The 25,654-nt window shown below is 63.6% G+C and carries 20 protein-coding genes; 8 read left to right on the top strand and 12 right to left on the bottom strand.

The genetic code is table 11. From position 1 onward, the window contains the following. Nucleotides 1-29: 29 nt before the first annotated feature. Complete coding sequence (ldcA, locus tag F8197_RS05085) at nt 30-950, top strand: muramoyltetrapeptide carboxypeptidase (RefSeq protein ID WP_152880470.1); 921 nt, start codon at nt 30-32, stop codon at nt 948-950. 5 nt (nt 951-955) lie between these two features. On the opposite strand, the gene F8197_RS05080 is transcribed toward ldcA, so the two are convergent. Next, the gene (locus F8197_RS05080; RefSeq protein WP_152880468.1) at nt 956-1,393 is read right to left on the bottom strand and encodes a hypothetical protein; all 438 of its coding nucleotides are present in this window, start codon (nt 1,391-1,393) and stop codon (nt 956-958) included. A 129-nt stretch (nt 1,394-1,522) separates the two neighbouring features. After that, the gene (locus F8197_RS05075) at nt 1,523-5,248 is read right to left on the bottom strand and encodes a TonB-dependent receptor (RefSeq protein WP_152880466.1); all 3,726 of its coding nucleotides are present in this window, start codon (nt 5,246-5,248) and stop codon (nt 1,523-1,525) included. 121 nt (nt 5,249-5,369) lie between these two features. On the opposite strand from F8197_RS05075, the gene F8197_RS05070 reads away from it, so the two are divergent. Then, nucleotides 5,370-5,549, top strand: coding sequence for a hypothetical protein (locus tag F8197_RS05070; protein WP_152880464.1), 180 nt, complete (start codon nt 5,370-5,372; stop codon nt 5,547-5,549). Here the strand turns inward: F8197_RS05070 and F8197_RS05065 are convergent. Beyond that, entirely contained in the window at nt 5,537-9,241 is a 3,705-nt protein-coding gene (locus F8197_RS05065; RefSeq protein WP_227012071.1) for a TonB-dependent receptor, read from the bottom strand. The two genes, F8197_RS05070 and F8197_RS05065, sit on opposite strands and share 13 nt — an antisense overlap. A 347-nt stretch (nt 9,242-9,588) precedes the next feature. Here F8197_RS05065 and F8197_RS05060 point away from each other — a divergent pair, with 347 nt between their 5' ends. The 3 genes from F8197_RS05060 to nadC are packed head-to-tail and all read left to right on the top strand — an operon-like array spanning nt 9,589 to nt 13,236. Next, nucleotides 9,589-11,190 carry an ABC-F family ATPase gene (locus tag F8197_RS05060; protein ID WP_152880462.1) on the top strand — a complete coding sequence of 534 codons (1,602 nt, stop codon included), beginning with the start codon at nt 9,589-9,591 and terminating at the stop codon, nt 11,188-11,190. Nucleotides 11,191-11,215: 25 nt separating this feature from the next. Continuing rightward, nucleotides 11,216-12,370: a quinolinate synthase NadA gene (gene nadA, locus F8197_RS05055; RefSeq protein WP_152880460.1), complete on the top strand. Its 1,155-nt coding sequence runs from the start codon at nt 11,216-11,218 to the stop codon at nt 12,368-12,370. Then, entirely contained in the window at nt 12,370-13,236 is an 867-nt protein-coding gene (gene nadC, locus F8197_RS05050) for a carboxylating nicotinate-nucleotide diphosphorylase (RefSeq protein ID WP_152880905.1), read from the top strand. The genes nadA and nadC overlap by 1 nt, the downstream gene beginning before the upstream one ends. A 48-nt stretch (nt 13,237-13,284) precedes the next feature. On the opposite strand, the gene F8197_RS05045 is transcribed toward nadC, so the two are convergent. The 3 genes from F8197_RS05045 to nadB all read right to left on the bottom strand — a co-directional run bounded on the left by F8197_RS05045 (nt 13,285) and on the right by nadB (nt 16,041). Continuing rightward, complete coding sequence (locus F8197_RS05045) at nt 13,285-13,695, bottom strand: hypothetical protein (protein ID WP_152880457.1); 411 nt, start codon at nt 13,693-13,695, stop codon at nt 13,285-13,287. Nucleotides 13,696-13,877: 182 nt separating this feature from the next. Further along, complete coding sequence (locus tag F8197_RS05040; protein ID WP_152880455.1) at nt 13,878-14,423, bottom strand: GNAT family N-acetyltransferase; 546 nt, start codon at nt 14,421-14,423, stop codon at nt 13,878-13,880. A 4-nt stretch (nt 14,424-14,427) separates the two neighbouring features. Beyond that, nucleotides 14,428-16,041 carry an L-aspartate oxidase gene (gene nadB, locus F8197_RS05035; protein ID WP_056145276.1) on the bottom strand — a complete coding sequence of 538 codons (1,614 nt, stop codon included), beginning with the start codon at nt 16,039-16,041 and terminating at the stop codon, nt 14,428-14,430. Between the two features lie 169 nt (nt 16,042-16,210). Here nadB and F8197_RS05030 point away from each other — a divergent pair, with 169 nt between their 5' ends. From F8197_RS05030 to prsR, 3 genes are read left to right on the top strand one after another with little or no spacing between them, the layout of a single operon-like run. Further along, nucleotides 16,211-17,605, top strand: a complete 1,395-nt coding sequence (locus tag F8197_RS05030) for a TIGR03013 family XrtA/PEP-CTERM system glycosyltransferase (protein ID WP_152880453.1) — start codon at nt 16,211-16,213, stop codon at nt 17,603-17,605. Then, nucleotides 17,605-19,689, top strand: a complete 2,085-nt coding sequence (gene prsK / locus F8197_RS05025) for an XrtA/PEP-CTERM system histidine kinase PrsK (protein ID WP_152880451.1) — start codon at nt 17,605-17,607, stop codon at nt 19,687-19,689. Before F8197_RS05030 ends, prsK begins: the two co-directional genes overlap by 1 nt. Then, a complete protein-coding gene (gene prsR, locus F8197_RS05020) occupies nt 19,682-21,028 on the top strand; it encodes a PEP-CTERM-box response regulator transcription factor (protein WP_152880449.1) in 1,347 nt (448 codons plus the stop codon). The genes prsK and prsR overlap by 8 nt, the downstream gene beginning before the upstream one ends. A 100-nt stretch (nt 21,029-21,128) precedes the next feature. Here the strand turns inward: prsR and F8197_RS05015 are convergent, their stop codons facing one another. From F8197_RS05015 to F8197_RS04990, 6 genes are read right to left on the bottom strand one after another with little or no spacing between them, the layout of a single operon-like run. After that, the gene (locus F8197_RS05015) at nt 21,129-21,776 is read right to left on the bottom strand and encodes a tetratricopeptide repeat protein (protein WP_152880448.1); all 648 of its coding nucleotides are present in this window, start codon (nt 21,774-21,776) and stop codon (nt 21,129-21,131) included. Beyond that, on the bottom strand, nt 21,773-23,026 hold the full coding sequence (locus F8197_RS05010; RefSeq protein ID WP_152880446.1) for a glycosyltransferase: 1,254 nt from the start codon (nt 23,024-23,026) through the stop codon (nt 21,773-21,775). Before F8197_RS05010 ends, F8197_RS05015 begins: the two co-directional genes overlap by 4 nt. Continuing rightward, the gene (locus F8197_RS05005) at nt 23,020-23,856 is read right to left on the bottom strand and encodes a hydrolase 1, exosortase A system-associated (protein WP_152880444.1); all 837 of its coding nucleotides are present in this window, start codon (nt 23,854-23,856) and stop codon (nt 23,020-23,022) included. Before F8197_RS05005 ends, F8197_RS05010 begins: the two co-directional genes overlap by 7 nt. Next, on the bottom strand, nt 23,853-24,671 hold the full coding sequence (locus tag F8197_RS05000; RefSeq protein WP_373996792.1) for a hydrolase 2, exosortase A system-associated: 819 nt from the start codon (nt 24,669-24,671) through the stop codon (nt 23,853-23,855). The genes F8197_RS05005 and F8197_RS05000 overlap by 4 nt, the downstream gene beginning before the upstream one ends. After that, a complete protein-coding gene (locus F8197_RS04995) occupies nt 24,668-24,913 on the bottom strand; it encodes an acyl carrier protein (RefSeq protein ID WP_152880442.1) in 246 nt (81 codons plus the stop codon). Before F8197_RS04995 ends, F8197_RS05000 begins: the two co-directional genes overlap by 4 nt. After that, complete coding sequence (locus F8197_RS04990; protein ID WP_152880440.1) at nt 24,910-25,626, bottom strand: hypothetical protein; 717 nt, start codon at nt 25,624-25,626, stop codon at nt 24,910-24,912. Before F8197_RS04990 ends, F8197_RS04995 begins: the two co-directional genes overlap by 4 nt. Nucleotides 25,627-25,654 lie beyond the last annotated feature (28 nt).

Here is a 25,654-nt window from a genome sequence, read left to right as displayed (position 1 = left end):
GCCGCCACCCCATGACTATCCGAGGCATCTTGAACCAACCACCGACAGGCATCGCCATTGTCGCGCCGAGCGGCTTCGCGCCCGACGCCGACGCCCTCAACGCCGGCATCGTCCGCCTGCAGCAGCAGGGCTTTATCGTCCATAACTATTACGATCACGCCGCCCGCCACCAGCGCTTCGGCGGCACCGACGAAGCGCGCGTGGCACAGCTGCACGCCGCCGCCGCCGACCCGGCAGTGAAGGTGGTGATGGCCCTGCGCGGCTCCTACGGCATGACGCGGCTGCTGCCGCATATCGATTACCAGCTGTTGGCCGATAGCGGCAAGCTGTTCGTCGGCTACAGCGATTTTACTGCCTTGCAGATGGCCCTGATGCAGGCGACGGGCCACATCAGCTTTGCCGGTCCGATGTTCTGCGCCGATTTCGCACCGGCCGAGCCGGACGACTACACCGTCACCGAGTTTTTCAATTGCCTGCGTGGTCCGCAGCACCGGGTGCTGGGCGCTGTGGCCGACGGCGCGTCCGACAATCCCGAGATCAAAGTAGAAGGGCGGCTGTGGGGCGGCAACCTGGCGATGCTGGTCAGCCTGCTGGGCACGCCGTATTTCCCGACCATCGACGACGGCATCCTGTTCCTGGAAGACGTGGGCGAGCACCCGTACCGGGTGGAGCGCATGCTGTTGCAATTGCAGCAGGCCGGCGTGCTGGACCGCCAGCGTGCGGTGGTGCTGGGCGAATTCACCGCCTATAAACTGGGCGCGTACGAGAACGGTTACGACTTCGAGGCCATGCTGGCCTACGTGCGCGCCACGCTGCCGCTGCCGGTGCTCACCGGCCTGCCGCTGGGCCATGTGCGGCGCCACACCACCTTGCCGTTCGGCGGCATGGCGCGGCTGGCCTCGAGCGCGCGCGGCTTCACCCTGACCATCGGCGACTATCCCACCTTGTAAGAATGCTAGTCCACGCGGCGCACGCGCGGCGCCTGGTTTACTCCTTCAATATCGAGGAAATACGTGCCGAAGAAACTGCGCTTGATGACCACCTTGGGCGCATTGAGGTCATAGTGCGACGCCGAAGTGTCGTCCACCACGCGCCAGGTCTGGCCGTTGGCCAGGCGGAAGTTCGTGCCCGGCCTCCAGCCGCTGAAAGTCCCGACCAGCGCACTTTCCACGGACTCTTCCTGCTCGGTCTTGCGCATCTGTCCGGCGGTCAGACCGAAGGTGCTGTTCGCAGCGGAAGCAGGGGCTGGCGCCGCCGTGCCGACCGGAATGGCGTCATAGCAGGCCAGCTTGGCCGGCGCATCGGCCAGCGCACGGCAACGCAGCAAATCGGCATCGGCGGCCATGACGGTTGTGGACACGGAGACGGCTAACAGGGCGAACAAGGCTTTCATCGGGCGCTTTCCAGGTTGAGATGGCCGATTATATCGGCTCCCACTATAAAAAAAACAGCCCGGGACGCTTGCGCGGCCGGGCCAAAAGACATGGAGGGTGTTGCCACCCTCCCTGGAGTTGCACGTGAATTAGTTACGTAAATTCAGACCGACCATGATGCGACGGCCGGCATATGCGGTGTCGAGGATGCTTGGCGTGCCATCCGCAAACGGTGCGTAGTGGGCCTGGCTGTTGGTGGTTGACGAGAGGTTCAGGTTGCGGCCTTCGGCAAAGATCTCGAGGTTCTTGTTGATGCGGTACGAGATCTTGGCGTCCACGTAGCGGGTGGCGTCCTTGAAGTTCGGCGAACCAGGGTTGTACGGCGCGAAGGTGGTGCGACCGCCGCCTTCGTTCGGGTAGTTGTTCACCGTGTTCTTGCCGCAGGCAGCAATACAGGTGAATTTCTGGCCCACCGCCTGCAGGGCGATCCGTGCCGAGAACTTGCCGTCGTCGTACCACAGGGCAGCGTTGTACGTGTACTTGGACTCGCCCATCGGCGGCAATTCCTCGCCGGTCAGCAGATCGACGATGCGCGCGGTGGTGTTCGACGATTTCAGCTTGGTGTAGTTGAAGTCGAAGCCAGTGTAGCGCAGCATCCACGGCAGGAAGGTGAAGGCTGTCTTGCCGCCCACTTCCACGCCCTTGCGGATGATGTTCGGGCCGTTTTCGTAAGTGCGGTAGTCGAAGTCGATATTGTCCACCGGCTGGCCGGTTTGCGGATCGACGATGCCGGTGCCGTCGAAGATGCGCACATCGCTGCGGCCGACCACGGTGTTGGCGCCCACGATGCCGACCTGGCGGAAGCCGGCGATCGACAGGTTGGTGTCGCTGTTCGGATACCATTCCAGCGCCAGATTCTGGTTCTTGTTGGTTTGCGCGCGCAGGGCCGGGTTGCCGATGACGCTGCCGCAGGTCTGGTTCAGTTCGGTGTTGCCGTCCAGTCCGGTACGGCGCTGGTCGTAGGTGCAATCACCGACCGGAATCAGTGCATTAACGGGCGGACGGGCCACGGTCTTGGCGCGGTTATACCGGAGTACCACCTGGTCCGGCACCAGCCACATCGACAGGTTCAGAATCGGCAGATAATCGGTGGTCTTGGCGTGGAACGTGGTGGGCTTGCGGGTGGTGGCCGTGATGGTGCCGCCTGCATCGTTCGGACGCAAAGGATTGTACACGCCCGGCACGATATAGATCGACGTGAAGCCCATGTTGCCGGTCGCGGTAATCTTGGTGCGCACCATGCGGTAGCCGAAGTTCCCGTCAAGCTCCATGCCGAACGGCAGTGTCCAGTTGGTGAACGGGATTTCGCTGATGTTGAAATCGGTCATCAGGTAGCCCGAGGTGACTTTTTCCTTGAATTTGTTGACGGGTTGGGCATATACCTTGCCGTCGTTGGCCGTGCACTCCTTGACGCAGTCGAAGTTGACGTTAGGCGAGCCCACCAGTTGGAACACTTTTTCGACGTCGATCTGGTTCCAGCCATTGATGATGCCGGCAGGACGGTCAGGCATGCCATTGAAGAAAGTCGAGTTCGGCGCTTTCATCGATTGCGTAATGATGTCCAGGAACTGCTGCTGCGACATATAGGTGGTGCCGGAGTTGGCGGCAGCCGGATTGGTGTTTGCCACGTAACCGCTCTGGCATGGCCTGCCACCCGCGCCCAGCGAACCCGGGGTATCGGTACAGCCGGTGAAGAAGCTGCGCACGTTGGCGCTCGGAATAATCACGGCTGGCACATACCCTGGCTTGCCGAACTCGCCTACCTGGCTTTGCACCGTGTTGCCGCCGGCGCCCCAGCTGCTGCCCGACGTGTCGCGCAGGTTGAAGCCAGCCTTGATACGGCTGAAGACCGGGATCGCTGCGCCCAGTGCATAGCTGAAGTCGGCCTTGGCAGTGCGTTCCTCGGTTTCCGCCATCTTGGGCGAATAAGTGATTTGCGGCGACTGCGTTGTCAGCGGTATCTGGTTGGCCGTGTAGGCGGGAATCGCCACCGGCACGTTGGGGCCGGCAGCGACTGCAGCCGTGCCCACGGTTGCGGGGCGCACACCGGCGTAAATGGTCGGATCGGCCTGGTTGAAGGTGCTTCCGGGCACCGCCTCATAAGTCCACAAGCCGTTCGGCAACACCTTCATGATCGCGGGGCCATAGTTATAGCTCCAGTTGGTGCGCTTGTCGCCGCGGCGCCAGTCGGACTTGGAGTCGCCAACGAAGAATTCTGCCGTAAAGCCGCCATTGCGATAGGTACCACCGGCCTGCAGATAGCGGGTGGAGGTCTCCATCGCATTGAAGATCTGGTCGGTATTGACGTTGGCGTCGCTGATACGCATTTGCGTGACGTGGTGATTGGCATCGACCACCACCGAGCGCGGATCGACGTTGGCCACGGCGCCCTGATAAGGGTAGGCGCCCGAGACATAGCTGACGTTGTCGTACAGGTAGTAACCGGAACCTGCCACCGGCCGGCGCACGCCATTGCCATTGGTGACCGTGTCGGTAAAGGCCAGGCCGTTGTAGGTCGGGCTGTTGGTGACGCCGGGATTGACGTTCAGGCCGCCCAGGCCGTACGTCATGAAGGTGTCGTCCACCTCGCGCTTGGAGTAGTTGACCTTGCCGTACACGCTGAGATTGTTGTCAACCTTGAAGTCGAAACGCAGGTCGATGTTCTTGCGCGTGTCTTCCTGGCGCTTTTGAATGAAGCGTACCAGCGACGGCGAGTAGTCGTTCCACTGGTTCAGGCACGAGATCAGCTCGTTGCTGCGCGCATTGATGGCGTTGGTGAGGTTGGCGCCGCCGTTCAAGGAGTTGCGCTGTGCCGTGGTCAGGTTCGGGAACGCTGCATAGCATTCGGCCTTGGTCTGGGCAGCGGCCGACTTGGTCAGGATTTCCATCGGCGTGGCGGCGTTGAAGAAGCCGCCAGCGGTCAGGTTCGATTGCAGCAGCGGCTGGTTGACGGACACGTCGGTACGCGACAGCGTGCCCGGCTGGTAACTAAAGGTCTTGTTCGGCGAATTGTCGAAGTCGATCGCACGCGCATAGCCCTGGTCGGCCGACGTCGCCACCTGCGACGAGTGCGACTCGTTGACCACGCGCGAGGTGCTGGCGTTGACCATCACACCGAAGCGGTTGTCGAAGAATCTCTTGGTGGCGATCAGGTTGGCGTCAGGGGTCCATTTTTCGTTGATCGAGCTTTGCGTTCCGGCCACGCGCAGCGAGACGAACGGCTTGTCGAATTCCAGGCTGGTGCGGGTCTTGATGATGATGCCGCCACCGAGCGAGCCTTCGGTCATGTCGGCAGTGGATCCCTTGACCACGTCGACGCTCTTGATCAGGTCGGCGGACAGCGAGCGGAACTCGGTGCCACGGCCGCTGCCGCCGCCGTTCATGTCGGTGCCGCCGGCCGATTGCACGCCCTGGCCGTCGATCTCGACGCGGGTGAGGTCGGCCGAGTTGCCGCGAATGGCCACGCTGACGCCTTCACCGAAATCGCCGCGATCGAGCGCCACGCCGGAGATGCGTGAAATCGCCTCGCCGATGTTACGGTCGGGGAACGAGCCCACGTCTTCCGCGACGATGGAGTCCATCGCGGTAGCGGCGTTTTTCTTGCGCTCGATGCTCGACTGCTGCGAAGCGCGCGTGCCTTGCACGACCACTTTTTTGATCTCGCCATCGGCGGCAGTGGTGGCGGCGGCTTCGGTGCCTTGTGCCGGCGCCGTCTCTTGCGCAGCGGCGTAACCGCTGGCAACGAAGGACGCGAGTGCGATGGAAATGGCGTAGCTGAGCGGCTTACGGCGGGTGCCGTAATCGGTGGTCGTCATGTGTATCTCCCTGAGTGGCCTTGTGGCCTGTTTTAAGTTGCGGCTGTGATCGCCCGCTGATATTTCAGTGTTTAGTCTAGTGGCGAACAACACGTCGTGGATTGCATATTAGAAAACAATCATGCGACTGATCAGTAATGTCGCTTTAACGCAAATCGGCGATTTTGTGCGTCATTTCGATATCACTTTTTCTGCACTGCAAAAAAAAAGCCCGGCGCACAAGGCGGCCGGGCCCAAGGTCAGCTACTCTTCGATCAACTGCGTGATTGCTTGTCCGACGGGGTTACCTCAATTTCGGTAGTTCATGCCGACCATGATGCGGCGGCCCGCATACGTCACATCCAGCAGGTTCGGCGTGCCGTCGGCGAAGCCCGCGTACTGGCCCTGGCTGTTCGACGTCGAGCTCAGGCCGAGGTTGCGGCCCTCGGCAAAGATGTCGAGATTCTTGCTGAGGCGGTAGGAAATTTTCGCATCGACATACCGTGTGGCATCCTTGAAATTCGGCGAGCCCGGATTGTATGCCAGTGCGGTGGTGCGCCCCCCAGCTGCGTTCGGATAGTTGTTGACCGAGTTGTTGCCGCATGCTGCGATGCAATTGAATTTCACGCCCACCGCCTGCAACGACACCCGCGCCGACAGCTTGCCATCGTCGTACCACAGCGAGGCGTTGTACGTGTACTTCGACTCGCCGATCGGCGGCAACTCGTCGCCGGTCAGCAGGTCGACGATGCGCTGCGAGGTGTTGGACGAGCGCAGCTTGGTGTAGTTCAAATCGATGCCCGTGTAGCGCAGCAGCCACGGCAGGAAAGTGAACGCGGTCTTGCTGCCGTACTCCACGCCGGTGCGCGTGATGTTCGGGCCGTTCTCGTAGGTGCGGTAATCGAAGCCGATATCGACCGGCTGGCCGGTGTTGGGATCGACCACGCCGGTGCCGTTGAAAATATTCAGGTCGGTGCGGCCCACCACGACATTGCCGCCCACCTTGCCCACCTGGCGGAAGCCCGCCAGCGAGAACGAGGTGTCGGCATTCGGATACCACTCGAGTCCCAGGTTCTGGTTCTGGTTGGTTTGCGCGCGCAACTGCGGATTGCCGATGGTGCCGCTGCACGTCTGCGTGCCGTCGTCGCCGGTGGCGGGGTTGGCGTTGCGCTGGTCGTACGTGCAATCGCCGGACGGGATCAGAGCCGTGACAGGCGGCCGGGCCACCTGCTTGGCGCGGTTGTAGCGCAACACCACTTCGTTCGGCACCAGCCACAGCGCCAGGTTGAGGATCGGCAGGTAGTCGGTGGTGGTCGCCTCCATGCGGGTGGCGCGGCGCGTGGTGGCCGTCACGGTGCCGCCCACCGCGTTTGGTGCGGCGGGGTCGAAGTTGGCGGTGGTGAGGATCGACGTCAAGCCCATGGTGCCGCTGGCCTGCACCTTGGTGCGCACCACGCGGTAGCCGAAGTTGCCATCGAGTTCCAGGCCGAACGGCAGGCTGCGGTTGGTGAACGGCAGGTGGTCGAAGCTGAAGTCGGTCATTACGTAGCTGGCCGTGGCGCGCTCCTTGTAGCGCGTCACCGGTTGCTGGTAGACCTTGCCGTCATTGGCTGCGCATTGCTTGACGCAGTCGAAATTGACATTCGGGATGCCCGACAGCGCAAACACTTTTTCCACGTCGATCTGGGTCCAGCCATCGATCAGGCCGGCCGGGCGATCGGGGGCGCCGTTGAAGAATGGCGTGTTCTTTTGCGTCATCGATGCGGCGATGATGTCCTGGAACTGCTGCGGTGTCACGGTCGCCGTGCCCGACAGCGCGGTAGCCGGCGCCACGTTGGCCACGTAGCCGAACGCGCACGGGCGGCCGTTCGCACCGAGCGAGCCGGGCGTATCGACGCAGCCGACGAGGTTGCTGCGCACGTTGGCGGTCGGCACCACCACCGCCGGCGTGTAACCTGCCGGGCGGCTGAACTGGCCGATGGCGCCCACGGCCTCGTAACCACCGGCGCCCCAGCTGCTGCCCGAGGTTTCCCGCAGATTGAAGCCGGCCTTGATACGGCTGAAGAACGGCACGCTGGCGCCCAGCGCGTAGCTGAAGTCGGCCTTGGCCGTGCGCTCTTCGGTCTCGGCCATCTTGGGCGAGAACTGCAATTGCGGCGCCTGCGTGGAGAGCGGCTGCTGATTGACGGTATAGGCGGGTATCGCCACCGGCACGTTGGCGCCGGCCGGTACGGCCACGGTGGCGGCGCCGGCCGGGCGCACGATCGCATACAGGGCGGGGTCCGCCTGGTTGAAGGAGGTGCCGGCCGGCTGTTCGTAGGTCCACAGGCCGTTCGGCAGCACCTTGAGCGTGGTGGGGCCGTAGTCATAGCTCCAGCTCACGCGCTTGTCGCCGCGCTGCCACTTCGAGCGCGCATCGCCGACAAAGAATTCTGCCACCAGGCCGCCGTTTTTGTAGGTGCCGCCGGTCTGGAAGTAGCGGTCGCTGGTCTTCATGACGTTGTGGATCTGGTCGGTATTCGCGTTGGCGTCGCTGATGGTGAACTGCGTGACATGGTGGTTGGCGTCCACCGTGACCGAGCGCGGATCGACGTTGGCGACGGCGCCGCGCGCGGTGGCCACCTGGGCACGGTAGCTGGCATTGTCGTACAGGTAGTAACCGGAGCCCGGCACTGCGCTGCGCACGCCGCTGGCGTTGTCGGTCCAGGCCGCACCTTGGTAGGTAGGGCTGACGGTGACGTCGGGATTGACATTGAGGCCGCCAAGCGCCAGCGTCATGTTGGTGTCGTCTACCTTGCGGCGCGCATAGCTGCCCTTGGCAAACACGGTCAGCTCGTTGTTGACCTTGAAGTCGAAGCGCAGGTCGACGTTGTTGCGCTTGTCCTCCTGGCGGCGCTCGATGAAGCGCACCAGCGACGGCGTGTAATCGTTCCACTGGTTCAGGCAACTGATCAGCTCATTGCTGCGGGCGTTGCTGGCCTGGTTGCGCGCGGTATTGCCGTTGAAGGCATTGCGCTGGGCATTGGTCAGCGCGGGGAAGGCTGCGTAGCAGTCGGCCTTGGTCTGGGCGGCGGCGGACTTGGTGAGGATCTCGAACGGCGTGGCGGCATTGAACGTGCCGCCGGCAGTCAGCGGCGAGCGCAGGGTGGGCGTGTTGACGGCAGGATCATCCTTTGACAGGGTGGATGGCAAGTAAGTGAAGGTCTTGTTGGGCGAGTTGTCGAAATCGATCAGGCGCGCATAGCCGGCATTGCGCGAGGTGGCGATTTCGGTCGAATGCGATTCGTTAACCATGCGCGAGGTCGAGGCGTTGATCATCACGCCGAGCCGGTTGTCGAGGAACTTGCGGGTGGCGATCAGGTTGGCGTCGGGCGACCAGTCCTTGTTGAGCGACCCTTGCGAGCCGGCCACGCGCAGCGACACGAATGGCTCCTTGAAGTCGAGGCTGGTGCGGGTCTTGATCACCACGCCGCCGCCAAGAGAACCTTCAGTCATGTCGGCCGTCGATCCTTTCACCACGTCCACACTCTTGATCAGGTCGGCCGACAGCGAACGGAACTCGGTGCCACGGCCGTTGCCGCCGCCATTCATGTCGGTGCCGCCGGCCGACTGCACGCCCTGGCCGTCGATTTCCACGCGCGTCAGGTCGGCCGAGTTGCCGCGGATGGCGACGCTGATGCCTTCGCCGAAATCGCCACGGTCGAGCGCCACGCCGGAGATGCGCGAAATCGCTTCACCGATATTTCGATCGGGAAAAGCCCCGACGTCTTCGGCAACGATGGAATCCATCGCGGTGGCAGCGTTCTTCTTGCGCTCGATGCCCGACTGCTGCGAGGCGCGGGTGCCGTTGATGACGACTTTCTTGATGTCCTCGGCGGCCGGGGCGGTGGTGGCATCGCCCGGCGCTTCCTGCGCCATGGCGAGGTTGCCTGCAACCACAGAGGCAAGGGCGATGGAGACGGCGACACTGATTTTTTTCTTGCGACCAACGTGATGATGACTGACTCTTTGCATGAAAACTCCCTGAATGGCCTGGCGGCCTGTTTTAACGCCCGGCTATCGCTGCCAGGCTTGAATTTTCAAGGAGTTTAATGTTGAAAGTCGCTGAAATGTTTCTAAAATGAAAATATTAGAACGAGGGCGTTTGTTATACGTTTAACGTTGCCATAAAGCAAATATCCTTATGCGAAATTCATTCCATGGGAGGGCTGCTCCCGGGGCTGAGACGCAAATATCCTTATGCGAAATTCGATTCAGGGTGAGGCGCGATCCCGGGGCTGCTGGAGCGGCAGGGGGCGGGTGCTGTATAATCATGGCATTCCGCCTAACGGCATGATTTCAATAGAAAAACCTCATTACAGATGCTCTCTACAGCCAATATCACGATGCAGTTCGGCGCCAAGCCGTTGTTTGAAAACATCTCCGTCAAGTTCGGGGATGGCAACCGTTATGGCCTGATCGGCGCCAACGGCTGCGGCAAATCGACGTTTATGAAGATCCTCGGCGGCGATCTCGATCCGTCCGGCGGCAACGTCATGCTCGACACCAACGAACGCCTGGGCAAGCTGCGCCAGGACCAGTTTGCCTTTGAAGACATGCGCGTGCTGGACGTGGTCATGATGGGCCACACCGAGATGTGGGCGGCGATGCAGGAACGCGACGCCATCTACGCCAACCCGGAAGCCACCGACGACGACTACATGAAAGCCGCCGAGCTGGAAGGCAAAGTGTCCGAGTACGACGGCTACACGGCCGAGTCGCGCGCCGGCGAACTGCTGCTGGGCGCCGGCGTGGCGATCGAACTGCACCACGGTCCGATGAGCAATGTGTCGCCAGGCTGGAAATTGCGCGTGCTGCTGGCCCAGGCGCTGTTCTCGAACCCGGACATCCTGCTGCTCGACGAGCCGACCAATAACCTGGACATCAACACGATTCGCTGGCTGGAAGACGTGCTCAACGAGCGCAACTCCACCATGATCATCATTTCCCACGATCGCCACTTCCTCAACCAGGTGTGCACCCACGTGGCCGACATGGATTACGGCACGCTGAAAATCTACCCGGGCAACTACGACGAGTACATGTTCGCGTCCACCCAGGCACGCAACCAGCAACTGGCCAACAACGCCAAGGCCAAAGAGAAGGTCGCCGAGCTGCAAGACTTCGTGCGCCGCTTTGCCGCCAACAAGTCGAAAGCCCGCCAGGCCACGTCGCGCGCCAAGCAGATCGACAAGATCAAGGTCGATGACATCAAGCCATCGTCGCGCGCCTATCCGTTTGTGCGGTTCGACGGCGAGAAAAAGCTGCACCGCCTGGCAGTGGAAGTGGACAGCATTTCCAAGACCTACGACCGCAACCTGTTCAACAACTTCAGCATCATGGTGGAAGCGGGTGAGCGGATTGCCATCATCGGCGCCAACGGCGCCGGTAAAACCACCATGCTGCGTTGCATCGGCGGTGACGACATTGCCGGCTTGCACGCCGATCACGGCGCCGTCAAATGGGCGGAAAACGCCAACGTTGGCTATATGCCGCAGGATCCGACCGAAGAATTTGCCAGCGGCGCCACGCTGACCGACTGGATGGGCAACTGGACGCAAGAGGGCGACGACGACCAGGCCGTGCGTTCGATCCTCGGTCGTCTGCTGTTCGGCGGCGACGAAGTGAAAAAATCGGTGAAGGTGCTGTCCGGTGGTGAAAAGGGTCGCATGATGTACGGCAAGCTGATGCTGGGCCGCCACAACGTGCTGCTGCTCGATGAGCCGACCAACCACATGGACATGGAATCGATCGAGTCGCTCAACATTGCGCTCGACAAGTACGCCGGCACCCTGATCTTCGTGTCGCACGACCGCGAATTCGTCTCGTCGCTGGCCAACCGCATCATCGAAATCAAGGAAAACGAAGTTGTCGACTTCCGTGGCAACTACGAGGAATATCTGACCAGCCAGGGCATTGCCTAAGCACCCGAATCGTATTCACTCCATCATGCAAACTGTAGAAATCAAACCCGTCGAGTACGAGCATCCACAAGACGGCGCCAGCTGCGTTGCCCATGCATGGGCCCGCACGCCAGCCACGCCCACCGCCGACCAGCGCACGCAGCTCAAGGCGCGCATCAAGCAGTTGCTGGTTGAGCGCGAAGCCGTGCTGGTGGCGCACTATTACGTCGATGCCGATTTGCAGGACCTGGCCGAGGAAACCGGCGGCTGCGTGTCCGATTCGCTGGAGATGGCGCGCTTCGGTCGCGACCACGCAGCGAAAACGCTGATCGTCGCCGGCGTGCGCTTCATGGGCGAAACCGCCAAGATCCTCAGTCCCGAAAAACGCATCCTGATGCCGGACCTGGACGCTACCTGTTCGCTCGACCTCGGTTGTCCGGTCGATGAGTTCACGGCGTTCTGCGACCAGCATCCGGAACGCACGGTGGTGGTGTATGCCAACACCAGCGCGGCCGTCAAGGCGCGCGCGGACTGGATGGTGACGTCGTCGATCGGCCTCGATATCGTCAAGCACTTGCACGCGCAGGGCAAGAAGATCCTGTGGGCGCCGGATAAACACCTGGGCGGCTACATCCAGAAAGAAACCGGCGCCGACATGTTGCTGTGGCAGGGTTCGTGCCTGGTGCACGACGAATTCAAGGGCGTGGAACTGGACCTGCTCAAGGAGCAGTACCCGGACGCCAAAGTGCTGGTGCACCCGGAGTCGCCCGCCAACGTGGTGGCGCTGGCCGACGTGGTGGGTTCCACCACCCAGATCATCAATGCCGCCGTCGAGATGGATGCCGATACCTTCATCGTCGCCACCGACAACGGCATCCTGCACAAGATGCAGGCGGCCGCGCCCGGTAAACGGTTTATCGTCGCGCCGACGGCCGGCAACAGCGCCACGTGTAAAAGCTGCGCGCATTGCCCGTGGATGGCGATGAACGGCCTGCAAAACCTGGCCGACCTGCTGGAGAATATGGACAGCAAGGGCACCATCGCCGCGCACGAAGTGTTTGTCGATCCGGCCATCGGCAAGCAGGCTGTCACGTCGATCAACCGCATGCTGGACTTCGCGGCAGCCAAAAAAGCCAAGGTGCAGCCGGGCCCCGACCTGGGCCAGGAAGCGCAACTGTTTTCAGGAATCGGACCGGCATGATGAGTACCCTTAAAAATACCTTTGCGCCGTTCGACGACGCGTTGCGCACCGCCTTTGAAGCCAACCTGCTCGCAGCCCTGCTGGAAGACGTGGGCACGGGCGACCTGACCGGCTTGTTGGTGCCGGACGGTGGCAGTGTGACGGCGCGCGTGATCGTGCGCGAAGACGCCGTGCTGTGCGGCGCCCCGTGGTTCGAAGGCGTGATGAACTGCCTGCAGGCCGGTATCGAGATCGATTGGCAATACGCCGAGGGCGATCTGATGACTGCTGATAGCGTGGTGTGCACCATGACCGGGCCGGCGCGCGCGCTGCTGACCGCCGAGCGATCGGCGCTCAACTTCCTGCAGTTGTTGTCCGCCGTGGCCACGGCCACCCGCAAGTACGTGGACGTCATCGCCGGCACCCGCGCCGCGATTCTCGATACGCGCAAGACTTTGCCCGGCCTGCGGCTGGCGCAAAAGTACGCGGTGCGCGTCGGGGGCGGCAAGAACCAGCGCCTGGCGCTGTACGACGGCATCCTGATCAAGGAAAACCATATTGCAGCCGCCGGCGGCGTGACCAACGCGGTGCTGGCAGCGAAAAAACTCGACGCCGGCGTGACCATCCAGGTCGAGGTGGAAAACCTGGCGGAACTGCACGAAGCGCTGGACGCTGGCGCGGTCTCCGTCCTGCTCGACAACTTCAGCACCGACATGATGCGCGAAGCGGTCGTGATCAATGCGGGCCGGGCGTTGCTGGAAGCCTCGGGCGGGATCAACTTCGATACCGTGCGGGCGATTGCGGAAACCGGCGTGGACCGCATTTCGATCGGCAGTCTGACCAAGGATATTCAGGCCACCGATTATTCGTTGCGGATTGTGGCTTAGAATTACAATAAAGTTGCACTCGGGCTCAATTGAGCCCGGGTTGCGAGATTATCCATACAAAGCGGTATATATTTCGGTGTAGGTCAACATGGCGATATGTTGGACCAGTCGTGCATTATCCAAGAGGGTCGCGTGAGCTGATGCCGCTTCCTGGATGTCCTTCATGGTGGCTTCATATTCATGCCACCACCCATCCTCGCACTCAAGCGGGTGAGATCCATTTCCAACGCAAAGTTTTATACCATTGCTGTAGACCTGCCAGGCATCGAGTTCCGCTTGGTAAAACTCCGACGATTGCGATTCCAGTTGCATCACTTCATAAGTGGCCTCGGTATGTGCCTGGTCTGCAGCTTGGAGGTCATAGATGGTGTATGCACTTGCAACGTTGCTGAGAACTGCGAAAAACAAACCAACGCACAATAACGAAACACGCGGCATGAGTTTTTTTATAGATAACATATTGTCTCCGTTAATTAACAATGAAAGTGATTTGCCCTGACTATCTATTTATTAGTTAATAGATGGTTAACTGGCAAAAAACTTTATCACGGAATATATTTTATTTTGATCATAATGTTGATCGATACGGAAGCTTAACGTCGCGCTAGATATGGCATGAAGTTACCGCTACCGAAAATTTATTAAATTTGGTCTATTTTGATGGTCTTGCGCATGCGAATCAGGGATACATGTATGGGACCTGGTAAATCCAGCTCCAGACGTTCCTCTTCCGCGAATCCACAGGCTCGGTAGAGTGGTACTCCCGGCAGTGTCGCCGCAAGTTCCAGCGTGGTGAAGCCACCGGCGGCTGCCGCTTCGGTGCACCAGGATAGCAGCAGCTTGCCATAGCCACGCCGCGCGGCTGAAGGATCGACAAAGAAAGCGCGGATGCGGGCCGGCTCCGTGGCCGGATCGAGCAGGGGATCTGCTTCCTGCTTCATGCGGTCGGCGCCGAACAGCGTGGCGCGGCGGCTCCAGCCGCCGCACGCCACTATCTCCCCACTGTCTTCCACCACGAAGTAAGTCTGGTCGATCACCAGCTGGGTATCGACCCCGAACACGTGGTCGGTGACCGCGCGCGCCTGCTCCGGCGTATAGAAGCCCGTACTCAAACCGATACCCGAGCGGCGGATCAGCGCCTCCATGGCAGGAATGTCGGCGTGGATGGCGGTGCGGACGGTCGCCATGGTCCTAGCTGCGGCGCGGTGGCGTCAGGATGCTTGGCAGCGCCTTGGGCAGGGTTTCCGGGTAGTCGCGACTGAAGTGCAGGCCACGGCTTTCGCGCCGCTGCAGTGCGCTGTTGACGATCAGGCTCGCCACATCGACCAGGTTGCGCAGTTCCAGCAGGTCATGGGTGATGCGGAAGTTGCGATAGTACTCGTCGATTTCTTCCTTGAGCAGTGCAATGCGGTGCTGGGCGCGTTCGAGGCGCTTGGTGGTGCGCACGATGCCCACGTAGTTCCACATGAAGCGGCGCAGTTCGTCCCAGTTGTGGGCGATCACCACTTCTTCGTCGGCGTCGGTCACGCGGCTCTCGTCCCAGTCGGGCAGGTACGGGATCTCGCCTTTTTCTTTGGAAGCGATATCGCGCGCGCAGGCGCTGCCCACCACCACGCATTCGAGCAGCGAGTTGCTGGCCAGGCGGTTGGCGCCGTGCAGGCCGGTGCAGGCCGTCTCGCCAACCGCGTACAGGCCCGGCAAATCGGTGCGGCCTTGCAGGTCGGTGACGACGCCGCCGCACGTGTAGTGCGCGGCCGGCACGATCGGGATCGGTTCTTTCGTAATGTCGATGCCCAGTTCCAGGCAGCGCGCGTAAATGGTGGGGAAGTGTTCGATCAGCCAGTCGGCAGGCTTGTGGCTGATGTCGAGGTGGACGTAATCGAGGCCGCGCTTCTTGATCTCGAAGTCGATGGCGCGGGCCACCACGTCGCGCGGCGCCAGCTCGGCGCGGTCGTCGTGGGCCAGCATGAAGCGGGTGCCGGCGGCGGCGCCGGCTTCGGGCGGCAGCTTGAGCAAACCGCCTTCGCCACGGATCGCTTCCGTGATCAGGAACGACTTCGCATACGGGTGGTACAGGCAGGTCGGGTGGAACTGGATGAATTCCATGTTCGAGATGCGGCAACCCGCCCTCCACGCCATGGCGATGCCGTCGCCGCTGGCGGTGTCCGGGTTGGTGGTGTACAGGTACACCTTGCCGGCGCCGCCGGTGGCCAGCACCGTGTGTTCGGCCGCGAAGGTATGCACCACGCCGCTGCGTTCATCCTGTACGTACAGGCCGTGGCACTTCGGCTGCGAGTGGCGCCTAGCGTCCGGGTTGACCTTGTCGGACGTGATCAGGTCGATCGCGCAGTGGTGCTCGAACAGCGAGATATTCGGGTGCGCGCGCACCTTTTCTTCCAGCGTCACCTGCACCGCGTGGCCGGTGGCGTCGGCCGCGTGGATGATGCGGCGCTGGCTGTGGCCACCCTCGCGAGTGAGGTGGAAGCCCAATTCGGCGGTGGCGTCGCGGGTAAAGGGCACGCCCTGGGCGATCAGCCATTCGATCGCTTCGCGGCCATGTTCGACGATGAAGCGCGTGGCGCTCTCGTCGCACAGGCCGCCGCCGGCAACCAGGGTGTCGTCGATGTGCTGGTGGTGGCTGTCGCCGGAGTCGAGCACTGCGGCGATGCCGCCCTGGGCCCAGTTGCTGGCGCCATCTCGCAAGGCACGTTTGGAAATAATGGCGACAGTACGGGTTTCGGCGAGGTGCAGGGCGACCGAGAGGCCGGCCAGTCCGCTGCCGACGATTGCAACATCAAATTTCATGATTCACATGGCTGGATGCAGTAGGGAAGCATGACTATAGTCTATTTGTCATACTTTGGTCATATACCCCTGTTAATTACACAGGTTTTGCGCCGTTTCGATCACGGCGATGATTGCCCGTTGCGGCGATTGTGACGACGCAAACGCAGGGAGACTCGATCTTGCGATCATGGAAGCTTCCGCGTTTACGCCCGCCGGGGAGCCGATCGTGATCCGTATCTTTCATCACTATGTATCGAAAATGGCCTTCCTGCTGCTGCTGATGGAAGTGCTGCTGCTGGTCACGGCGGCCCTGGCCAGTGCACCGTTGCTGCTTCCCGGCCAGGCGTTGACGCCCGATACCCTGTATCTGCCGTCCGCCGCTTTTGCGCTGGTGCTGGTGTTTTCGATGGGGGCGCTGGGCATGTACCAGCACAACACCCTGCGCCGGATATTGCCGTCGTTCCTGCTCGGCTTTTGCCTGTTCAGCCTCCTGGCCATGCTGCTGCCGGCGCCACAGTTCGGGCGCCTGGGCAGCATGGTGTTCGTGCTCGGCGGCGCGGCGGTGCTGCTGGCGCGGGTGGTGGTGTTCACGTCGGCCGGTTCGCGCATGCTGGAAAAGCGCCTGATAATCGTCGGCCATGGCGCGGCCGCGCACGAATGCCTGGAGCTTGCGGGCGGCGGCGGCTTTCACCGGTTCCGGGTGGTCGGCTGCGTACCGGTCGAAGGAGAACAGCTGCGCGTGCCGCCCGCGCTGGTGTTGCCGCCGGACCTGTCGTTGCTGGCCCTGGCGCGGCGTTACGCGGCCGATGAAATCATCGTCTCGGTGTCGGATCGCCGTAACGGCGGCTTCCCGGTGCGCCAACTGCTTGAATGCGCGGTGGGCGGCGTGCGCGTCACCGACGCCGCCACTTTTTTCGAGCGCGAGGCATGCCAGATCCGGCTCGACTCGCTGCAACCGAGCTATCTGATTTTCGGCGGTGGCTTCGACCAGAGCCTGTTCCGGGCTGCCGTCAAGCGCGCGTTTGACCTGGCTGCCAGCGCCTTCATCGGGCTGGCGACGATGCCGGTGATGCTGCTGGCCGCGCTGGCCATACGCCTGGAAGATGGCGGTCCGGTGTTTTACCAGCAGGAGCGGGTGGGACGCGACAACCGCCTGTTCCGGGTTCTGAAATTCCGCAGCATGCGCATCGACGCGGAGCGCGACGGCACGCCCACCTGGGCCACCGAGGACGATCCGCGCGTGACCCGTGTGGGCCGCTGGCTGCGCAAGCTGCGCATCGACGAACTGCCGCAGATGCTCAACGTGTTCAAGGGCGAGATGAGTTTTGTCGGGCCGCGTCCGGAGCGCAGCTATTTTGTCGACCAACTGGCGCGCGACATCGCCTACTACAACATGCGGCACGGGATCAAGCCGGGCATCACCGGCCTGGCGCAGGTGCGCTACAGCTACGGCGCCTCGTTTGACGACGCCGTGTGCAAGCTGCAGTACGACCTGTACTACGTCAAGAACAACAGCTTGTTCCTCGATGTGCTGATCCTGGTCGATACGGTGCAGGTGGTCCTGTTCGGCAAGGGGCGCTGATGCCGCTGTGGTTCGATGGATGGCAACTGCACGCGGCATGGTGGTTGCAACCGCTGGCTGTGTCGATCGCCAGCTACGGCCTGGCGGCGGGGGCGTTCCTGCTGCTCTTCATGTCCGCCGCACGGCGCCGGCGGGCGCCGCTGGCATTCCACATTGCCCTGGCAGCATTGCTGTCCTTCTTCTGGGCCGGCATGGCCGCATTCTCAGGCGCGACCGATCTCCGCCAGGTGTGGTTGATCGACGGACCGGAGGTGCTGCGTACGGCGGCCTGGCTGCTCGCACTGACTGCCATGGGCGGCGCCGGTGCGCATCGGCGCCGCTGGTCGGTCGCGGTGGGTGTCGCGGCAGCGCTGCAACTCTCCGCTCTGGCCCTGCCGTGGGTTGGCGCGGTCCACCTGACCATGATGCGATTGGCGCTGGCGGTGACCGGCATGCTGCTGGTAGAGCAGGTGTACCGGGCCGCGCCACCCGGCGCGCGCTGGGGCATCAAGCTGGCCTGCCTGGGCATCGGCGCGCTGTTCGCGTATGACGTCTACCTTTACGCGGACGCCTTGCTGTTCCAGCGGGTTTCGATCGATATCTGGGGCGCACGCGGGGTGGTGAACGCGCTGTGCGTGCCGTTGCTGATCGCAGCGTTGCGCCGCAATCCTGCGTGGGGACATAACTTTCAGTTCTCGCGGCAAATCATGTTCCGATCGGTGGCCCTGCTGGGCGCCGCCGGCTACCTGCTGGCGATGGCGGCCAGCGCCTGGTACCTGCGGCTTGTGGGCGGTGCATGGGGACCCGTGATGCAGCTTGGCTGTCTGTGCGGCGCGGTGCTGCTGCTGGCGGCGGTGCTGTTTTCGGGCGCGGTGCGGGCACGTCTGAAAGTCCTGATCGGCAAGCATTTCTATCGGGCGCGCTACGACTACCGCGAGGAATGGCAGCGCTTCACGCACGGCTTGGGTGCCGCTGGCGGACCGCTGCCGGAACGGATCATTGAAGCGCTGGCCGGCCTGGTAGAAAGCCCTGCCGGCGTGTTGTGGCTGCGGCACGGCGACTCGGCGTTCAAGCCTGCGGCTGCCTGGAACTTGCCCCTGCCACGTGTGACCGAGAGTGCACTAGCGGCAGGCAGCGGGTTGTGCCAGTTGCTGGAGGCGCGTCAATGGGTGGTGGAACCGGCGGCATGGCGCCGCCAGTCGTCGCTGTATGGCGATCTGCCCGTGCCGGCGTGGCTGGAGGCGGCTGGGCCGGCCGTGTGGCTGATGGCGCCACTGCTGCTCGACCGGCGGCTGTTCGGCTTCGTGTGCCTGGCGCCGCCGCGCGCGCCGGTAGCGGTCAACTGGGAAGTGCGCGACGTGCTGCGCATCGCCGGGCGCCAGGCTGCCGCCGTGCTGGCGCACCGGCAGTATGCCAACGACCTGGCCGTGGCGCGCCAGTTCGAGTCGTTCAACCGCATGACGGCATTCGTCGCCCACGATTTGAAGAACCTCGTAACGCAACTGGGCTTGCTGCTCTCGAATGCCGAGCGGCACCGCGACAACCCGCAGTTCCAGGATGCCATACTGGACACGTCGCGCCACGCGCTGGGAAAAATGCAGCACTTGCTGCGCAAGCTGCACCAGGCTCCGGACGCTGACGCTGCGGAACCGGCCGTGCTGGTGGACCTGGGCGCGGCGCTGACCCGCGCCGTGCAGGCGTGTGCCGGCCTGGCGCCGCAACCGGTGCTGGTGGTGCCGTCCGCACCGCTGCTGGTGGCCGCCCAGCCCGAACGGCTGGAGCGTGTGTTCGCCCATTTGATCCTCAACGCGGTGGAGGCCACCGATGCGGATGGCAGAGTGATCGTGCGCCTGGAGCACCGGGGAGAATCGGCCCTGATCGAGGTGGCCGATACCGGCCAGGGCATGTCGGCCGATTTCGTGAGCGACCGCCTGTTCCAGCCGTTCGACTCCACCAAGCCGGCGGGCATGGGCATCGGCGTGTTCGAAGCGCGCGAATATCTGCAGGAATTGGGCGGCGCAATCGACGTGGTCAGCATGCCCGGCGTCGGCACCCGTTTTTGCATCACGCTGGACGTTGTACACCAGGAGAAGCACGATGGCTAAAGCGAAATTGCTGGTAGTGGAAGACGACCCGGGGCTGCAACAGCAGCTGCGCTGGGCATTCGACGACGACGACGTGGTGGTGGCCCACGACCGCGAGACGGCGATGGCGCAGCTGCGCCGCCACCAGCCGGCGGTGGCCACCATGGATCTGGGCCTGCCGCCCGATGCCGACGGCGCCAGCGAAGGCCTGGCCCTGCTGGCGCAGATGCTGGCAGTGGCGCCCGACCTGAAGGTGATCGTCCTGTCGGGCAACCGCGACCGCGCCAATGCGCTCAAGGCCATCGCCATGGGCGCCTACGATTTCCATCAAAAGCCGCCCGATGCCGCCACCCTGGCGCTGGTGATTGCGCGCGCCCGTACCTTGCACGCGATGCAGCAGGAAAACCGGCGCATGATGCAGATCGAGGCCGACTCGCCACTGGCCGGCATCATCACGCGCGACCCGGCCATGCTCAAGCTGTGTCGCAACGTCGAGAAGATCGCACCGTCATCAGCCTCGGTGATGCTGCTGGGCGACTCCGGCAGCGGCAAGGAGCTCGTCGCGCGCGGCCTGCACGGCCTGTCCGGGCGGCGCGACAAGCGTTTCGTGGCCATCAACTGTGCGGCGATTCCTGAGCAACTGCTCGAGAGCGAATTGTTCGGCCACGAAAAGGGCGCTTTCACGGGCGCTCAGCGCCAGAGCATCGGCAAGCTGGAAATGGCACACGGCGGCACACTTTTTCTCGACGAGATCGGCGACATGGCCTTGCCGTTGCAAGCGAAGCTGCTGCGCTTCTTGCAGGAGCGGGTGATCGAACGCGTGGGCGGGCGCCAGGAGATCGCCATCGACGTGCGTATCGTGTGCGCCACCCACCAGGATCTGAAGGCGCTGGCGAAAGAAGGGCGCTTCCGCGCGGATTTGTATTACCGGCTGGGCGAGATCGTGCTGGCGATTCCACCGCTGCGCGAGCGCGCCGGCGATTGCGCCTTGCTGGCGCATCATTTCAAGCACCGTTTCTGTGCCAGCGAAGCGCGTCCCGCGCTCAGTTTCAGTGCCGATGCCATTGCCGCGCTGGAAGCGCATGCTTGGCCGGGTAATGTGCGCGAACTGGAAAATTGTATACGCCGCGCGGTGGTCATGGCCGACGGCGCGCAGATCACCCCGGCCGACCTGGACTTGCCTGCCATCGAAGCCGTGGAAGAAAACCTCAACCTGCGCCAGGCGCGCGATGCCGCCGAATACAAGGTCATGGTCAAGGCGCTAGCGCGGGTGGATGGCAATATCGTCCGGGCCGCGGAATTGCTGGGCATCAGTCGCCCCACTTTATATGACTTGATGAATCACCACGGTCTGAAGTGAGCGCGTGATAAAACTTTCATAGCCGCGTTGCATCTTCTCGCCGTGCATTCATATTGTCTTCGTCGCTGCGCATTGCTCTGGAGGCTTTGTCAGGCGCTCACTAGTTTGCTTCTTTCCACTGACCGGCGGCGACGAGCTTGTTCTTCAGTCCCGGCAGCGGAAATCCCATTTTGTAGGCCTGCTGGGCGCTGGCGCGTGCCTTGTCGTACTGCTGCTTTTGCACGTAGAGCAGGCCCAGGTTGTAGTGTGCGGTGGGATTGGCCGGCTCCAGCACGGCCGCCTTTTCCAGCTGTTCGAGGGCGTCGTCCTGGCGGCCGATGGCCAGCAGGTAGCTACCGTGCAGCGTGCGCACCTTGGCATCGTTGGGACGGAACCGGGTGGCGCGCTCGAAGTAGCAGTCGATCGTGTAGCGCGCGCCGGGCGGCTTGCGGTTTTTTTCGCGCAGGGCGAGCTTCATCATGGCCGCCAAAGCCCGGTGGTGATTGGGAAAGTGGTCGAGCGTGTAGCCGATATCGCCGCCCAACGGGCCGGAGGCGCCCTTGACCAGGCTCTCCACGGGCGGTGTGAAGTGAAACTGTTCGACGACCGTGAGTCCTTCGCGGTCGGTGGGATCGTTGTAGTCGCCCCCTGGTTTGCCGGGTACGTAATCCGGGCAGACAGGCAACGGCGCGGCCCCGGCCACCAGGGCGGTTGACAACAGGCAGGCGGTGGCCAGGCTGGCGAGGCGGTGCGGTTTCAGGTGTTTCATGGCAGCTCCTTGTGATGGATGGCGTCGAAGAGGGCCGCCAGTTCGCGCGTGCGTGCGCTGCGGGCGTGATCTGCCACCGTCTGCGCGCTGGCCAGCGGCGCCTGGCCATGCCGGCACAGCGCAACGAAGCGGCGCAGCGCGATGGCGATTTTTTCGGCATCGTCGAGCGGGGCGATGGTGTCCAGGCCGGCGTGGCGCAGCGCGGAGGCGGTGTCGCCGGCGGCGTCGGTCAGCGCCAGGACCGGCCGTTGCGCACGCAGGTATTCGTAAAACTTGGCCGGAATTTGGGCGTTGCAATTGGCCGCTTGCAGCAGCAGCAGGGCGTCGGCATCGAGCATCTCGCGCAGGGCAGCGGGATAAGGCAACGGCGGCGCCAGTTCCACCAGCGACGACAGCCCGGGATGGCGGGACAGCATGGCGCGCAAGTGGTCGTCATGGCCGCTGGCACGCAGTACCAGGCGGAATGTGGCCGGACCGATCTCGCCGCCGCTGTGCAGTCTGGCCAGAGCCGTGAACAACGGCGCGGGATCGCGTTCGGACGGATAAATCACGCCGCTGTGCAGTAGCCTGAATGGTTGCCGGGCATGAGTGTTGGACGCAGGGAGTTTCTTCGCGTTGTAGAAAGCATCTTCGTCGTAGCCGTTCTCGATCAGCCTGACCTGGCATCTGGCGCGGCGCAGGTGGCGTTCACGCAAGGCTACCACCGCCCCGGGCGTGGTGCAGACCACGGCAGCACAACGCGCCATCACGCGCTGTTCGATCCAGGCGTGCAGGCGCCGGCGCCGCAGGTCTGCCGGATAGTCGTCGTCGAGCATCGGGTCGCGCTGGTCGGCGATCCACGGCAGACCGCTGGCGCGATGCAGGGCCAGCGCCACCAGATGGGCGGTGGCGATCGGGTAGGTGGACCAGATCAGGTCCGGCCGGTAGCGGCGGATCAGCCGCAGGCCGGCCGGCACGGCACTGATCAACCAAGTAGCCCAGCGATCGGGCATGGCCAGCAGGTCGGGATAACGGCCCTTGATGGCCAGGTGGCGACTGGCGTCGAGCGCCCGCGTGCGGTGGACGATGCAACCATCTTGGTCGGCGCCACCCGGTGCCAGGCTGGCGTGGGCGCCGGGGGTGACCGTCAGCACCAGCGGCTCCCAGCCGCATGCGGGCAAATGGCGGGAAAATGCCAGCGTGCGCTGGATGCCGCTGCCGCCTTGCAGCGGCGGGTAGTGAAACGCGACCATCAGCACACGTTTTACCATGATGTGAGCCATTCGCCGGTCGCTTGCGCCACGCGGTCGCGCCATGCCCGACGGGCGAAGGTGTGATTGGCGTCGGCGATGGCGATCCGGCGGACGCGCGGTGCTTCAAGCAATTGGCGCCAGTGCGGGTGTTGTTCGGACAGTGCCTCGAACTCGCGCGCCACCAGGTCGGCGCCGGCCAGGATGACCAGGATACGGCCCGGGAAGCGCGTCAGCGCGCGGTGCAGGCGCGCTGGCAGGTCGTCGGCGCCTGGCCTGTGTTTCCCGCGCCGCGCGACCAGCGCCGACCGGCGCAGGGAAGCCAGCGAGGCGTTGGCATCGACCGCGCCGCCAGCGAGCTTGCGCCAGAAGGCGCCCGAGCACAGGCGCCGCAGGTAATAGTGGCGCAAGGTGGCCTGGGCCGCGCCAGCGTCCGTGCGCACCCAGGGGTTGAGTAGTACCAATCCGCTGATGCGGCGGTCGGCAGCGGCGTGGAAAGCGGCGGCCGTGGCGCCATCGCACAGGCCCCACAACACCAGTTCGCGCAACTGCGGCACGGCAGAAAAGAACTGGTCGATGGCCGCTTGCAGGTCGTCGTCGATGTCGTCGAAGCCGTGTACTGCGCCTTCGCTGTCGCCCATGCCGCGATAATCGAAGCGCATGACGGCAATCCCGGCGGCAGCCAGATGACGACCGAGCAGCACGAACTGGCGATGGCTGCCCGCACGGTACTGCGGCCCGCCGGTAACGACCAGCACACCGCGCGCCAGCGGTTGAGCCGGCAGATGCAGGATACCGACCAGGCCCTGGCCCCGGCAGGCAAAGCGCAGCGCGTGCTCGGTCGCCGTCATGGTAAAACTCCTGCCGGAGCGAGGGAGTCCATGGCGTCCAGCGATGCGTCCAGCAAGGCGGGTACCTCGACAATCTCGCTGCTGTTCCAGAACGGCGTGCCGCCCAGCGCCCTTGCAGTGACGCTGGCACCGGCCTGGCGCCAGCGGTCGATGACCAGCATCGATGCCGCCTGCAGCGCGGGGGGCTGCTCGGTAGATGCCGGCGCCAGTTCCAGCCACTGCACCGGGCATGGGGGCGGCAGCGGCTGCGCTTCCTGCCTGCGGATGGCGTCGGCCAGGGCAGGGGCGATGGTGTAGCCGGCGATGTCGTGGTTGTCTGCACCCGGCGCAGTGTCGCCGCCGAACAGGCGCGCGGCGGTTTGCAGGCGTGCAAACTGGTGCAGGTGCGCCTGACCGCTCACCACTGCTTGCCACAGCAGCAGACCATCCGGGCGCAGGCGGTGGGCGCAGTCGAGCGCCAGCAGGGCGCCCAAGCGCAGACCCCACAGGGTCAGCGGACCGGGAAAGCTGTCGCGCAGCCAGTGGGCGGCCAGGGCCACGTCCTCGCGCCACAGTTCCCAGCGCGCGTCGGCAAAATCGCCGCTGCTGTCGCCGCAGCCATACAGGTCGATGTGCAGCACGTGGAAGCCGGCACCGGCAAACGCGCGCGCTTGCAACGCCGCCATGCGTCGGCTCTTGTTCATCTCTTCCGCAAACGGATGGATATAGATGATGGCGCCGCGTGCGGCCACTGCCGGACTGGCAGCCTGGTGCAGGCAAAAGCGCTGGCCCGGGCCGGCGTCACCCGCCGGCAGGAAGAACGGTTGCGCGCTCACGGCCGCTTGGACTGCACGAAGGCGGTCAGTGTGCCCACCGTGGCAAAATGGCGGGCGCTGATTTCATCGTCGAGGATGGCGATGCCGAAGTATTCTTCGAGTGCCGTCAACAGCGCCAGCACGGCCATCGAGTCGAGTTGCGGCAGGGCGCCCAGCAACGGCGAGTCGGCCGACAGCGGCATCTTGCCCAGGCCCAGCGTGCCGCGCAAGACGTCACAGACCTGGTTTTCGAGATTGTTCATGAGTGCTCCCTGGTGGGTAAGGACAATGCGCCGGTGTCGAAGGTCAGGCGGGGGAACGACGACGGCGTGCGCGACAGATGGAAACGCGGGGCCACGCTGGAAAACATCCATTGCCAGCCGCCGCAGCAGATGATCAACGCGGAGCCAAGCGGTATCAGGGCCGGTCCCAGCCCGGCATGGGCGCGCAACGAACCCGGATTGAAGGCGGAGATGCGGCTGCAAGTCCAGCGCGTGCCATGCTGGCGCAGTTGCGCGCGGGCGGCGTCCCACAGACGGGCAAACGTCAATCCCAGCCGCTGCTCGGGCGCGATCCACACATCGAAGTCCCAGCAGGACTGTGGCGAGGCCAGCTCGAAGCGCGCGCGTACTTCGTCTTCGTGGTAGGCGCCGTGGACCAGCCACAGAAAACCCGCCAGCCGGCCATGGCGCCAGGCCTGCAGGCTGCGGGCGCCCTGGGCATGGCGCGCCGCCACCACGCGGGCCGCACGGGGATAGCCGGGCGGCAGTGCAGCCTGCGGATCGTGCGGGAGAATCTCGATATCGCGTCCGCGCGCGCCGATCACCGATGTCTCGCCGAGGTACTGCGCTACGAAATGGTAACGATGGATACGCCAGCGGCCGCCACTGGCCCGCGCCAGCACGCGTGCTAGCCAGTACAGGGCCGCGTTTTGCCAGCCCATCTGGGCTAGCGTCTGTCGCAGGTTAGTTGCCATGAGGAATTCCAACACGGGGGAAACCGCG

It is taken from the genome of Duganella sp. FT27W (assembly GCF_009295655.1).
Lineage (GTDB): Bacteria > Pseudomonadota > Gammaproteobacteria > Burkholderiales > Burkholderiaceae_D > Rugamonas > Rugamonas zoogloeoides.
The sequence above is the reverse complement of the archived record's forward strand: the minus strand, read 5'-3'. Positions and strand labels throughout refer to the sequence as shown.